This window comes from Gottfriedia sp. NPDC057991, assembly GCF_042886615.1.
Lineage (GTDB): Bacteria > Bacillota > Bacilli > Bacillales > Bacillaceae_G > Gottfriedia.
On record NZ_JBHVQN010000002.1, the window covers coordinates 627219 to 641251 of the forward strand.

General features: G+C 32.5%; 14 protein-coding genes. 12 read left to right on the forward strand and 2 right to left on the reverse strand.

What is annotated here, in order from left to right; all coding sequences use genetic code 11:
- Positions 1–52: 52 nt before the first annotated feature.
- On the reverse strand, positions 53–1273 hold the full coding sequence (locus tag ACFVR2_RS10500) for a nucleotidyltransferase (protein WP_387361416.1): 1221 nt from the start codon (positions 1271–1273) through the stop codon (positions 53–55).
- Between the two features lie 582 nt (positions 1274–1855).
- On the opposite strand from ACFVR2_RS10500, the gene ACFVR2_RS10505 reads away from it, so the two are divergent.
- The 4 genes from ACFVR2_RS10505 to ACFVR2_RS10520 all read left to right on the forward strand — a co-directional run bounded on the left by ACFVR2_RS10505 (position 1856) and on the right by ACFVR2_RS10520 (position 4211).
- Positions 1856–2371: a YceD family protein gene (locus ACFVR2_RS10505; RefSeq protein ID WP_335409367.1), complete on the forward strand. Its 516-nt coding sequence runs from the start codon at positions 1856–1858 to the stop codon at positions 2369–2371.
- Between the two features lie 55 nt (positions 2372–2426).
- The gene (rpmF, locus tag ACFVR2_RS10510; RefSeq protein ID WP_025672195.1) at positions 2427–2600 is read left to right on the forward strand and encodes a 50S ribosomal protein L32; all 174 of its coding nucleotides are present in this window, start codon (positions 2427–2429) and stop codon (positions 2598–2600) included.
- A gap of 185 nt (positions 2601–2785) precedes the next feature.
- Entirely contained in the window at positions 2786–3553 is a 768-nt protein-coding gene (locus ACFVR2_RS10515; RefSeq protein WP_387361419.1) for an enoyl-CoA hydratase/isomerase family protein, read from the forward strand.
- Positions 3554–3629: 76 nt separating this feature from the next.
- Positions 3630–4211 (forward strand): RsfA family transcriptional regulator, encoded by a 582-nt coding sequence (locus tag ACFVR2_RS10520; protein WP_387361421.1) that lies wholly within the window; start codon positions 3630–3632, stop codon positions 4209–4211.
- A 47-nt stretch (positions 4212–4258) separates the two neighbouring features.
- Here ACFVR2_RS10520 and ACFVR2_RS10525 read toward each other — a convergent pair whose 3' ends face one another.
- Positions 4259–4672, reverse strand: coding sequence for a GNAT family N-acetyltransferase (locus tag ACFVR2_RS10525; RefSeq protein WP_387361423.1), 414 nt, complete (start codon positions 4670–4672; stop codon positions 4259–4261).
- Positions 4673–4819: 147 nt separating this feature from the next.
- Here ACFVR2_RS10525 and ACFVR2_RS10530 point away from each other — a divergent pair, with 147 nt between their 5' ends.
- The 8 genes from ACFVR2_RS10530 (at position 4820) to ACFVR2_RS10565 (ending at position 14030) form a co-directional block, all read left to right on the forward strand.
- A complete protein-coding gene (locus ACFVR2_RS10530; RefSeq protein ID WP_387361425.1) occupies positions 4820–5707 on the forward strand; it encodes a 2-dehydropantoate 2-reductase in 888 nt (295 codons plus the stop codon).
- 6 nt (positions 5708–5713) lie between these two features.
- Positions 5714–6106 (forward strand): DUF3397 family protein, encoded by a 393-nt coding sequence (locus tag ACFVR2_RS10535; RefSeq protein ID WP_056471117.1) that lies wholly within the window; start codon positions 5714–5716, stop codon positions 6104–6106.
- 26 nt (positions 6107–6132) lie between these two features.
- Positions 6133–7761, forward strand: coding sequence for a bacillithiol biosynthesis cysteine-adding enzyme BshC (gene bshC, locus ACFVR2_RS10540; RefSeq protein ID WP_387361427.1), 1629 nt, complete (start codon positions 6133–6135; stop codon positions 7759–7761).
- A gap of 205 nt (positions 7762–7966) precedes the next feature.
- Entirely contained in the window at positions 7967–8398 is a 432-nt protein-coding gene (gene mraZ, locus ACFVR2_RS10545) for a division/cell wall cluster transcriptional repressor MraZ (RefSeq protein WP_098427056.1), read from the forward strand.
- A gap of 31 nt (positions 8399–8429) precedes the next feature.
- Positions 8430–9362, forward strand: coding sequence for a 16S rRNA (cytosine(1402)-N(4))-methyltransferase RsmH (gene rsmH / locus ACFVR2_RS10550; RefSeq protein ID WP_387361429.1), 933 nt, complete (start codon positions 8430–8432; stop codon positions 9360–9362).
- A gap of 12 nt (positions 9363–9374) precedes the next feature.
- A complete protein-coding gene (ftsL, locus tag ACFVR2_RS10555) occupies positions 9375–9740 on the forward strand; it encodes a cell division protein FtsL (protein ID WP_387361431.1) in 366 nt (121 codons plus the stop codon).
- 11 nt (positions 9741–9751) lie between these two features.
- Entirely contained in the window at positions 9752–11944 is a 2193-nt protein-coding gene (locus ACFVR2_RS10560) for a penicillin-binding transpeptidase domain-containing protein (protein ID WP_387361433.1), read from the forward strand.
- Between the two features lie 133 nt (positions 11945–12077).
- Positions 12078–14030, forward strand: coding sequence for a stage V sporulation protein D (locus ACFVR2_RS10565; protein ID WP_387361435.1), 1953 nt, complete (start codon positions 12078–12080; stop codon positions 14028–14030).
- The last annotated feature ends 3 nt before the right edge of the window (positions 14031–14033 follow it).

Consider the following 14033-nt stretch of genomic DNA (forward strand, 5'->3'; position numbering starts at 1 on the left):
GAGAATACCGATATCCTGCCATTTTTGAGTTTCTAATGTTTCTTGAAAATACTTAAGATCTACTAAATTGCTTACTCTTTTCATCATAAATAATTGGATAAAGTGAATATTCGGTTTTTATTAATCTTTGTTGATTGTGTAATGAAAGTATCGAAGCATAAGTATGGGTTGCTTTCAAATCAGTACTTAGTTCTTTTTGGTTTTGCTGATTAATAGTTGTGTAAATTGGTAATTCAATTAATTTTTTTTTGCTATTTAAATAAGTTTTTCCCATTGAACTCATACCAAGTAAACGAATATATGGAACGCGATCTTTCTCTAATATAGCTGACATTTCCTTTTTTGATGTATTTGTTAAGATATGTGTTAACAATCTTTGAATTCGAGTCCAAGTATATCTCTTTGTTTTTATTGTTGTCATTAGCTCTTCAAAATTAAGACAGTTTAATACAGAATGTAAGACTCTTCTTTCTAAACCTTCGACAGCTTCGTAAATTTCTTCAAGTTCTTCTTTAGTTGAAGTCATTAATTTATATTTCAAAAATGGTAAATATTCATTCCATGAATGAAGAGCACCATACTCGTTCATGTATTCCTCAATTGAATCTTTCGTAAAACTTGGAACAAAGTCAGAAATCGATTGATTTTCACCTTTTAGAATTTTTCTAATTGCTGTAGCGCTAGCGATACTATGATGATTGGTTTCTTCGTCATGATAATTTGCAGCTATTCGCTGAATCGTTCTACCTTCCATTTTACTATCAAAATGGAAGATAGCTTCTAAATAATGTATTCCTAAAATATTATTTGGAAGTGAAACATCTAGCTTTGATGTTTCAAGATTTTTTTGTAAAGCAGTGCTATAAGCAGCAGGATAACTTAGCCCTTCATCAAGAAAGGTACGTATACTTGAATTGATTGAAGAAGTAAGCTGCTTCTTTTGTTTGATTAACTCGTAAAATGTCTCGATTTTACCCTCTTCACTTCCAAAACAAACATAATCACATTTTAAAGAATCCAGAATTGAAATAGCTCCTTTGGCAAAGATGCTAGCGTGTTGAGTCGAATAGCTATAAGGTAATTCAATAACAAGATCTGCTCCTGCTTGTAAAGCCAACTTTGTACGTACGTGCTTTGGAACGACTGCTGGCTCGCCTCTTTGTAAAAATTGACCACTCATTACTGCAATAACAACATCAGCATTTGTACTTTTTTTAGAACTAGTTAAGTGAAAAACATGTCCATTATGTAATGGGTTATACTCTACTACCACACCAACCGAACGCAGGGAAATGCACCTCCAATATTTACTAATTTCAAGAATTTATACACTTAGAATACCAGTTTTGAGAAATAATTCGCAACCTAGTGTGAATTGTATTGAATTTTATTGTGGAAAATAATATATTAGATAGGTTACATATAAGAAGCAAGGTCAAGGTATTTAAGGGAAAGCTAGTAACCAAGTCTAAAACTTTTAGTGAATTTTCGACTTATGCTTGTTGGAAATTACATCAAAGCAGTTTGTTTGATGTCTAGCTCCGGCTCCTAGCTCTTCGAGTCATAAGCCAATTTTCTTCTAAGATTAAAGAGCAAATCTTAGCTGAAAACCGTCTTATACTTGTCGGAAATTCAGTCAAAGAAGTATGTATGATGTCTAGTTCCACAAGCTAGCTCTTCGGTAATATTCCATTAATCTTCGAAGTGGAAAGAGCGCCACTTCTTCAGCTGAATGGAGATATTCCCTTCAGAGCTGGGCAAGCTTGTTCCACATTTCAATAGTGTAAAGAAAAAATATTGACAAGTGATTATAAAGAATATATAATTTTCATTGTTGCCTTGAGGTGGTTTATTTATGAAATGGTCAGTGCACCAGTTGCAGAAATTAAGACATAAAGGTTTAAATTTAGATGAGACAATTGATGTAAGTCAAATAAAGGAACGTAATACTGATATTCGAGAGGTTTCTCCACTTCGAGTTACTGGACGAGTTGATTTTGGAACGAACCGATATACGTTTCATTTAACAATAACTGGATATTTAATTTTACCTTGTGTAAGAACATTAGTTGATGTAAAATATCCTTTGTCGATTACCACAACAGAAACATTTTTTACAACAACAGAATGGAAAAGTGAAGATGAGAATTTTCACATCCTAGAGGGTGACGTGTTAGACTTAACCCCAGTGATTGAGGAATGTATTTTAGCCGAGATTCCAATGCAGGTTTATGCAGAGGATATTGAGGGGAAAGAAACAGCTCCAACGTCAGGAACAGATTGGGAAGTTAGGGAACATGTCGAAGTAGAGCAAAAAATTGACCCTCGACTTGCTGGATTAGCAAAATTTTTTGACAAACAAGATAATTGAGAAGTACCGGATAACCGGCTTCATAACAAACACTCACTTTAAGGAGGTGGGATCAATGGCAGTACCTGCAAGAAGAACGTCCAAAACTGTAAAAAGAAAGCGTCGTACGCATTTTAAATTAGCGGTACCTGGAATGGTTGAATGCCCAAACTGTAGCGAATTAACATTAGCACACCGCGTATGTAAATCATGCGGACACTACAAAGGAAAACAAGTACTTAGCAAATAAGCTAGTCTTTGAATGAGCACATAGGAAACTATGTGCTTTTCCTTTTGCCTTTAAACCTCGTTTTTCTGTCTTTAAAATACGATCAAATCCTCTAAAGTCGTGCTTCCTCTTACCTCTGCCCATTTCAATTCCTGTATAGTATAATAAAAACTAATAGGAAACTAGGTGAAGAGAGAGGGATTCCAATGTCTGAAGTAATTACTTATCAAAGAGATGAAATAGATTATATATTTTTAAATAGGCCTAATTACGGGAATTGCATTGATGAAAATACTGTAGAAAAACTTTCTGAAATTATCCGAGAAATCCGAATGAAATCCCAAAGTAAACTAGTTGTACTAACAGGGGAGGGTATGAAATATTTTTGTACCGGTGGGGATTTAAACACAATCTTAAAGTTTAAAAATAATTTAAGTGGATTGGAATCTTTTAATCTAAAAATGTGTGAAGTGATTTATCAAATAGCTATGTTACCTCAAATCACAATCTGTTTTATTAATGGTTATGCTTTAGGTGGCGGCTGCGAACTGGCAAGTGCATTCGATTTTAGATACGCGAGTCACAATGCAAAAATAGGATTTATTCAAGGTAGAATGGGAATTCCAACCTCATGGGGTGGAGGTACCATACTTCAAGAAAAAATGAGCCATCAAGATTGGATTACTTTACTATCATCCTCAAATATTTATACCGCATTTCAAGCTAAGAAGATCGGCTTTATTCATGAACTATCAAAAGATTTAACAAGTTTACATAATGAAAGCTTTATAAGTTTAGCTAGAAGTATTCCAGCACAAATCCATCATCAAAATAAAAAAATACTTATTCGTAAATGGACCGAGCAAAATCTTAAGAGAAGAATGGAAGAAGAAGTTATTTCAGCTATGCCACTTTGGTTTTCAGATGAACACATAAAAAATATCGAACAATTTACAAAAAAATTGGAAAAGTAATCTTCTACCTTCATTTTTTTGTGCATATGAATTAGTAAAATCTGCTTATTGCATAAGAAATTGGAGGGGATTGCAAATGGTTGCAAATCGCCAGGATGCATGGACAAAAGATGAAGATAACTACTTAGCTGAAGTAGTTTTAAAAACCATAAATGAAGGGTCAACTCAATTAATGGCATTTAAAGTTGTAGCAAAGAACTTATCAAGGACAGCTGCTGCTTGTGGTTACAGATGGAATTCTTTTGTTAGAAAATTCTATAAAGAAGAGATTGAAAAAGCGAAAAATAGTAGTAAAAAACAAGCTGTTCCTTCTAATGAAGTAGAACCAACGCATGATTTGGAAACAATTACGAATCAGACTCATGAAGAGGCTACAACAGAAAAAGGTCATTCCGAAATAACTTTTGAGTCCGTATATAAATTCCTTGAATATTTGAGATTAAAAGTTGATGCGAGTGGACGAATTAAAGATATACAATCTCTAGAAAAAAAGCTACTGAAATATAAGCAAGAAAACGAACAATTGAAAATTGAAAAGCAACAATTAGTTGAAAAACTAAATGAGCTGCAAAATGAATATGAACATTTATTTGATTTTCTAGATCAAAAACGAAAAATAGTAAATGTTAGTTCTAAAAATGACACGAAGGTAAAATAAAATGAAAAAACTCAACATCTCCAAAAGGGGTGTTGAGTTTTTTGTCTTTATTTATTTTCAGGTTTCCAAATGACAAATTCAGAATCTGCCTCAATGAAACTTTGCTTTTTCCAAAATTCATTTGAATTTGCTCTTGGTATAGTTTTAATCGTTTTCTTAAAGGATTTAGCGAAATTTACTAATTCTTTTCCGTACCCATTCTTTTGATAATAAGGTAGAACTTCCATCTTATTTATTTCAATTATCTCTTCGTTATTTTCGCTATGTGTATATAAACTCATTCGGGCAATAAGTGCCTTGCCTAAGTAGATACCATAGAAAGGAGATTGAAACTCGTTATCAATTAAATTTGATTCAAGATCTTCAAGCATTGATAGCTCTTGTAAACCGTAACCGGAAAATTGCTGAAATTGTTCAAGTGTTTTAAAATTTATTTGTAAACGTTCTATCTTGATGTTCAAAAAAGCTCCCCCTTAAAAAGAATGTAAATTTTTAATATTTTAAATATAATTATATCGTACAATTAAATTTAAAAAAAGATAGATTAGGTGTAAATTTATTATCAAAAAGATAATAATGGAAAAATAATTTTTCGATTGGAGAAATCAATGGAAATTGGAATAATTGGTGGTGGTGCCGTCGGTCTTCTTACAGCATCGTATTTGTATCAAAATAAACATAATGTTACATTGTTTACGAGAACAGAAGAACAGGCAAATCTTATAAATAACTTAGGTGTTATACTTTCAGTAGATGAAAAAACGAAACAAATGTGTATAACAGCAAATAAATTATTATCTAAAATAAACACGTTCGATCTATTGATTGTATGTGTTAAGCAATATCATTTAAATCAAATCGTAAACACTTTAAAACAATATGAGGGGGAGAATATATTATTTCTCCAGAATGGAATGTCACATATTGAAATCGTTAAAAATTTACCCATTCCAAATTGCTTTATAGGTATAGTTGAACATGGTGCATTAAAAACTTCTCCGAATGGAATCACACATACCGGTAAAGGTATTATTCGAATTGGACAAATAAAAGGGAAAATAGATGCTTTAAATCGTTTATCGAGTTTGCATACTGTTGAGTTTCCAATTAAAAGCCAAGATGATTGGGAGTATATACTTAAACAAAAGTGCTTAATAAATTGTGTTATTAACCCTTTAACGTCTATATTGAACGTTCGAAATGGTGAATTAATCACTAATGAGTATTTTAATCCAATTTGTAAATTATTATTTAATGAGGTTTCAACTGTCCTAGATTTAAATAACCAAAATGAGTGGGATAAATTAGTAGAAATATGTGAGAAAACTAAAGAGAACTACTCATCAATGAATCGAGATTTATTTCACGGTAGACAAACAGAAATTGAAAGTATGCTAGGATTTGTTAAAAAATTGGCAATTAATAAAAAATTAAATGTACCGACAATTGAACTTGTGTACAATAGTATAAAAGGACTTGAGAAGAAAAAGGGGTAATTCTTTTTGGAAAAATTTTTCATTTTCTTTATTTCGCTATTAATTGAATTTCCGATTTTTTCTACAATATTTATCTATATGTTTTTAAAATTATTTTTTAAAAATAACAAGCGTAAACTTTTGCTTTTTACGTTAGATTTATCTACAATTCTATATATTAGTTCATTTTATTTTGTTTTAAATATGATCTTTCCAACTGCAACAGGTTGGATATTAATTAATTTATTATTGGTTATCTTATTTATTAGTATTATTCTTCAATGGAAAGCAAAAAGAGATATTCGGTTTACTAAGCTACTAAAAGGTTTTTGGAGAATGTCATGTATTCTGTTTATTATTCTTCACTGCATTACTGTGTTGGCTGGTTTAGTTTTAAAAATAACCGAGTATAATGCTTAATTGAAGAGCGAGAGAGGAAGTTCGTAATGCAAATTAGTAAAGTCCATTTAGACGGGCAAAATAAATTGCTTAATGATTTTGTAAATGGAAATGAAGTAATTTCTTCTTTCTTTGGTGAAAATCCATTAGTAAAGGAAGAAATGGAATATAGAATAAAAAATGTAATGGAGCGTTCTTATAATCGCACAGGATTAGTTAATGCACTTGAGAAGTTTCATCATAAGCATTATGCAAGTAATGAATCATTAGAAAATGTGAAAAAATTACTTAATAACGATTCATTTGTTGTAATTGGTGGACAACAAGCTGGCTTATTAACCGGCCCATTGTATTCTATACATAAAATTATTTCAATTATTCAATTGGCTAAGAAATATGAAAAAGATCATGGTCTAACAGTTGTCCCAGTATTTTGGATTGCTGGTGAAGACCACGATATAGATGAAATAAACCATATTCACACAATTGAGAACAATACAGTGAAAAAACAAACCTTTTATCAAAAAACGACTTATTCTCAGGCTGCTTCTCGAACTGAATTAGATCAACAGGAAATGAAAAAGTGGATTGATAAAATTGTTAAAACGTTTGATGAAACGAATTATTCGAATGAATTACTTGAAGAACTATATTCGATGATTGAGCAATCTACTACTTATGTAGATTTTTTTGCGAAAATTATTTTTAAATTGTTCAAAAAAGAGGGACTTGTCTTAATTGATGCCGACGATCCGAATGTCCGAGAGTTGGAATCATCTTTATTTAATGACATGATTCAAAAGCAAGATATCGTAAGAGGGGTTCTAAAGGATACGAAAAGCAGATTAATAAAATCTGGGTACCATGAAACACTTCAAATTTCTGAACAGAGCATTCATCTTTTTTACCATAGTAATGAAGGTAGACAATTACTTGAAGTGTCTGAAAATGAAGAGGTTTTTCAAACGAAAAATAAGAATTATCAATTTTCAAAACTTGAGTTGATCAAAATAGCTAATGAACAGCCAGCGTTATTAAGTAATAATGTTGTTACTAGACCAGTCATGCAGGAGTATTTATTTCCTACATTAGCATTTGTCGGTGGACCTGGTGAAATTGCTTATTGGGCTGAGCTAAAGGACATTTTTAATGTATTTAACCTTGAAATGCCACCCGTGTTTTTAAGACATATGTTTACTATTTTTGAAAGAAATATTGTATCAGCATTAGAAGATTTTTCATTAGATATTAATGATGTACTGAAAACATCATTAGAAGAAAAAAAAGTTGAATGGATTAAAGAACAAGTGAAACTAGACTATAAAGTAGTGTTTAGTAATGCTAAAAAATCTTTAGAAGAATTGCATATACCTCTTCAAGATGTAACGAAAAAAGTAACACCTAATTTAAAGGATTTTTCGATAAAGAATTATTTAAAGATAGAAGAACAAATTTTACTTTTAGAACAAAAAATAGAAGAATCAATTTTAAAGCAAAATGAAGAGCAGATTAAAAAATGGAATCGAATCATCTGTTCAATTTCTCCTAATGGGAAACCTCAGGAACGAACGCTAAATATTCTCTACTATATTAATAAATATGGTTTTGATTTTGTTCATGAACTTTGTGATTTAGAACTATCATGGGATTACGCTCATCAAATCGTAAAAATTTAAGCCTATAATCAAAAATATTGCTTTTATTAATATGAATAGTTGTTTTTTATAAGAAACAAACATTGAAATAAGCTGAATTTTATAATAAAAATGAAATCCTGCTGCACTGCTAGCAGGATTTTTTTGTTTTTTAAAGAATTTTTTAGAAAAGGTGGTAAGAAGTGGGGGAATGTGGTAAGTTTGTGTTAGAAAGTGGGGGAATAGGATGTTTATCGGTGAATATCAACATAATATCGATGTAAAAGGACGTCTTATTATACCTTCTAAATTTCGAGACAAGCTTGGTGAAAACTTCATTGTTACAAGAGGTTTGGATCAATGCTTATTTGGCTATTCATTGGCTGAATGGAGTGTAATTGAAGATAAACTGCGCACACTACCACTAACTAAAAAAGATGCGAGAGCATTTACCCGTTTTTTCTTCTCAGGGGCAATGGAATGTGAGATGGATAAGATGGGGAGAATTAATATAACACCTAATTTACGCAGTTATGCAAAATTAGAAAAAGAATGTGTAGTAGTTGGTGTTACAAATCGAATTGAGATTTGGGATTTAACAACTTGGAATACATATATGAATGAATCAGAAGAGTCATTTGGTGAGTTAGCAGAAAACTTAATCGGATTTGACTTGTAAAAATTAACAAATTGAAAGTAGTGAAAGCATCATGTTTGAACATATTACGGTTTTATTAAAAGAAACTGTTGATTCATTAGATATTAAGGAAGATGGCATTTATGTAGATTGTACACTTGGCGGTGGAGGTCATAGTGAATACTTACTATCTCAACTTTCATCGAAGGGTAGATTAATCGCTTTTGACCAAGATGAAACAGCAATTAGACATGCAAAAGAGCGATTGAATAAATATGAGAATCAATTAACAATTGTAAAAAGTAATTTTAAACATATAAAAGAAGAACTCCATAATTTAGGGATTTTTGAAGTAGATGGCATCTTATTTGACTTAGGTGTTTCTTCGCCACAATTAGATGTAGCTGAACGGGGATTTAGTTTTCATCAAGACGCACCTCTTGATATGCGTATGAATCAAGAACAAACATTATCAGCATATGAAGTTGTAAATGACTGGCCTTACGAGCAGCTTGTGAAAATATTTTTCCGATATGGAGAAGAGAAATTCTCTAAACAAGTTGCTAGAAGGATTGAAGAATTAAGAGCTAAGAAACCGATTGAAACAACTTTTGAGTTAGTCGAAATCATTAAAGATGCAATACCTGCACCAGCAAGAAGAACAGGTGGACATCCTGCTAAAAGAATTTTTCAAGCAATTCGTATAGCTGTAAATGATGAACTAGGTGTATTTGAAGAAGCTCTAAAAGATGCAATTACGCTTATAAAACCAAAAGGAAGAATAAGTGTAATAACATTCCATTCATTAGAGGATCGCATTTGTAAAACGATTTTTAAAGAAGCTAGTTCACTTCCACCGTTACCACCAGGTTTACCAATTATTCCAGATGAGTTTAAGCCGAAGTTAAAACTAGTGACAAGAAAGCCACTTTTACCAACAGATGAAGAAGTCGAATTTAATAAACGAGCAAGATCTGCAAAGTTAAGGGTTGCAGAAAAATTATAAGGAGGGAAAATAATGAGTAATTTGGCTAGAAAGCTACAACAAAAACAAGTTACTGATTTACAACAGAGACCTTCTAACAAGAAAAAACAAAAGAAAGTATCAAAAATTACACCTTTTGAAAAAATACTTTACTTAGTATTTCTTTTTGCATGCTTCTTTATGGGGACAAAAATCATTAAAACCCAAGCGGAAATATATGATACAAACTTAAAAATTCAAAATGTGAAAAATGAAATAACGAATGGAAAACAGCGTAACTCTGAGCTTAAAATGAAGATTGATGAATTAAGCACATATGAGCGAATATGGCAAAAAGCAAAAGAGTTAGGTTTAAATATTGATAGTAATAACGTAAAGTTTACCGACACTAGCAAGTAGGAGATTGTGATATGAGTAAGAAAAAAAATAAATACACAAATTATGGTATTCGTTGGTTTTTTATTGCTACTTTAGTCCTTTTTATCTCCCTTGTTGCTAGACTTTCTTATATTCAATTATCAAACACAGTAGAAGGTAAAAATTTAAAAGTTTATGCGGATGAGAATTACAATACATCTCAAAAAATTCCTGCTAAAAGAGGAACAATATATGACTCAAATGGGGTTCCACTAGCCGAAGAGGTGACAGCTTACACTGTGTCGGCTGTTCTAGATCCAAGTGCATCAAAAAACTCTAAAGTGAAAAGACATGTCGTAGATAAAGAAAAAACCGCAAGTGAATTAGCACCAATTTTAGGTATCGATGAATCGGATCTTTTAGCGAAATTAGGTAAACCAAAATATCAAGTTGAATTAGGACCAGGTGGAAGAAATATTTCTCAAAGCAAAAAAGAACAAATTGAGAAATTAAAGCTACCTGGTATTGTTTTTACTCCTTCACAGCAACGTTATTATCCAAATAGTGTTTTTGCATCTCATACTTTAGGTTACACAAATATAAATGATAACGGCGAATTAATTGGAGAAATGGGATTAGAAAAATCATTGAATACTGAGTTAACTGAAAAGGATGGTAAAAGAAGCTTTTTACGTGATCGAAAAGGCAATATATTACCATATGTAAATGAAAAGGTTATTTCTCCGCACAACGGGGATGATGTGTATTTAACAATAGATACAAAGATTCAAAGTTTACTAGAAGATGCAATGACTAGCGTTGAAAAAAAATATGAGCCAGAAAAAATTATGGCAATCGTTTCTGATCCAAAAACAGGTAAAATTCTCGCGATGAGTAATCGTCCTAGCTTCAATCCGAATCTTCATGACATTACAAACTATACGAATGACCCGATTTCATATGCATTTGAAGCAGGTTCTACGATGAAAATATTCACTTTAGGGGCTGCAATGAATGAAGGAGTCTATAATGGAAATGAATATTTCCAATCAGGTCGATATAAAGTACCGGGTGGAGGCACTGTCCATGACGTAAATCGAAATGGATGGGGTTCAATTACTTTTGACGAAGGGATCCAAAGGTCTTCAAACGTAGGTATTTCGATTCTACTTAATGAAAAAATAGGTGCAGATCGCTTTTTACAATATTATAAAAACTTTGGATTTACACAAAAAACTAATATTAATCTTCCAGGTGAATCAAGTGGTAAATTAGTATTTAATTATCCACTTGAAAAAACTACAACTGCTTTTGGACAAGGATCTACAGTAACAGGAGTTCAAATTATCCAAGCTGCAAGTGCTATTGCTAACAATGGAAAAATGATGAGGCCTTATCTTGTTGATAAAATTGTCGAGCATGATACGAATAAAGTTATTAAAGACTATAAATCTCAAGTTGTTGGTAATCCAATTACAGAAGAAACAGCAAAAAGAGAGAGAGCGTTATTAGAAACAGTTATTACTGCGCCACACGGTACAGGGCATCATTATGCGATTGAAGGATACTCAGTAGCTGGTAAAACTGGTACAGCTCAAGTTGTTGACGATCACGGGAAATATCTTAAAGGACGTGGTCAAAATCTATTTTCATTTATCGGTATGGCACCAGCAGATAATCCAAAATTGGTCGTATATGTAGCGATGCTTCGTCCAAAACTTGAAGCGACTGAGATCGGTTCAGATGGTGTTTCTGAAATATTTAGAACAGTGACGAAAGGCGCATTAGAGTATATGAAGGTTGAGCCTGTTGAAAATGCAAAGGTAGATAAATTAATCGATAAAGAAAGTATAGAAATTCCGAATCTGAAAGGTCTAACTTTAGATGAAGCAAAATCTTTAGCTATATCTGAGGGATTGAAACCAGTATTATTAGGTAATGAGTTAGAAGTTACTGGACAATCAATTAAGTCCAAAACTGAAGTTGTTAGAGGTACTAAAATCTATCTTAAGACAAATGGAACAAATACGATGCCGTCAATCATTGGCTGGTCAAAATCGGATGTTAATCGTTTAGGTAAATTATTTAAGCTAAAAATCTCATCAAAAGGATCTGGTTACGTAACGAGTCAGAGTATTAAAGAGGATTCAGAGCTACGGGATAATGATTATTTAACCATTGAATTAACGAAACCGAATGGATCAACTAAAGAAGATACTGGTGTAAATGAAGATGCACAAGAGTAAAAAGGTTGAAGTAAGAATCAATTAAATAAAAATTATAATAGGCCATTCTAGGACAATAAACAGCTAGAAGGTCTATTGTAATTGGTACAAGCATATATTGAAACGAACATAATGTAGAGGAGTGTTCGTTTCGATGCGAGTATCTAATGTAACAGTTCGAAAACGATTATTTTTTGTATTCATTGGTGGTTTATTAATTTTTTCTATTATTGCAACGAGGCTTGGTTATGTACAATTTGCGATGGGTGATCTTTTAACTGAGCGAGCGAAAAACTCGTGGAGTAGAGACATTCCATTTGAACCAAAGCGTGGTGAAATTTTAGATCGTAATGGTGTTGCCCTTGCTACTAATAAAAGTGCTCCATCAGTATTAGTCGTTCCTAGGCAAATTAAAGATCCTAAAGCAGCGACTGAGAAACTTGCCCCAATTTTAAAAATCTCCGAGGTGAAACTTTATAAGATTTTAACGAAAAGATCTAGTATGGAACACATTCGCACAGAAGGTATAAAAATTACAAATGAGAAAGCTAAACAAATCCGAGATCTTAACATAGCTGGGGTTTACATAGCAGAGGATTCTAAAAGATATTATCCGTTTGGTGACTATCTTTCTCATGTTTTAGGATTTGCAGGAATCGATAATCAGGGTTTAAATGGATTAGAACTATATTATGACAAGCAATTAAGTGGTGAAAAAGGTAGTGTACAATTTTATTCTGACGCTAAGGGACAAAGAATGCCCAATATTGCAGACGACTATATTCCGCCGATTAATGGTTTAAACTTAAAATTAACTGTAGATTCGCGTATACAAACAATTCTTGAACGAGAAATGAATAATGCAACAGCTCAATATAATCCTGATTCAATGATTGGAATTGCGATGAATCCGAATACGGGAGAAATACTTGCAATGAGTAGTCGTCCAAGCTTCGATCCTACTAATTTTAAAAATGTTTCTCCAGAAGTATATAATCGAAATTTACCTGTTTGGTCAAATTATGAGCCTGGTTCAACCTTTAAGATTATTACACTCGCAGCTGCATTAAATGAAGGGTTAGTAGATTTGAATAAAGACCATTTTTATGATGATGGGGCTGCTGAAGTAGCTGGAGCTCGTTTGCGTTGTCATAAAAGAGGTGGACATGGCTCTCAGACATTCTTAGAGGTAGTTCAAAATTCATGTAACCCAGGATTTGTAGAATTAGGTAATCGCTTAGGAGAAGATCGTTTATTTAAATATATTCGTAATTTTGGTTTCGGTAAAAAAACAGGAATTGATTTACAAGGTGAAGGCTCAGGGATTTTATTTAGTATGGATCGAGTCGGTCCAGTTGAAGCAGCAACAACTGCTTTTGGTCAAGGTGTATCAGTTACACCAATTCAGCAAGTTGCAGCCGTATCAGCTGCTATTAATGGGGGAATTCTTTACCAACCATATATCGCTAAAGAGTTTGTAGATCCGGTTACAAACGAAGTAGTAAGTCGTAAAACACCAATATCCAAAAGACGAGTGATCTCTCCAGATACATCTAAAAAGGTACGATTAGCTCTAGAAAGTGTTGTTGCACAAGGTACTGGTAAAGGTGCATTTGTGGAAGGGTATCGTGTTGGTGGTAAAACTGGAACAGCGCAAAAAGTAAAAGATGGACGATACGACGATAGTAGCTTTATCGTTTCATTTGTAGGCTTTGCACCAGCTGACAATCCTCAAATAGTGGTTTATATTGCAGTTGATAATCCAAAAGGCACTGTTCAATTTGGGGGAGTTGTAGCTGCTCCAATAGTAGGGAATATTATTCGTGATAGTATGCAAGTTTTAGGCGTACCACCTAGAAAAAATCAAATCCCAAAAAAATTCGTATACGGTGATACACCAACATATGAAGTGCCAAATTTAATTGGTTTGGAGAAAAAAGATTTGCAACCTTTGCTAGATACTTTTACTATTGAATATAGTGGCAGTGGAAATATTGTCGTTGACCAAGCACCAAAAGCAGGTGTTAAACTAAAAGAAGGTTCTAAAATTAGAATTTATTTAGGAACCAAAGAAGAAACTAAATCTAAAACAAAAGATAAAAAATGATTT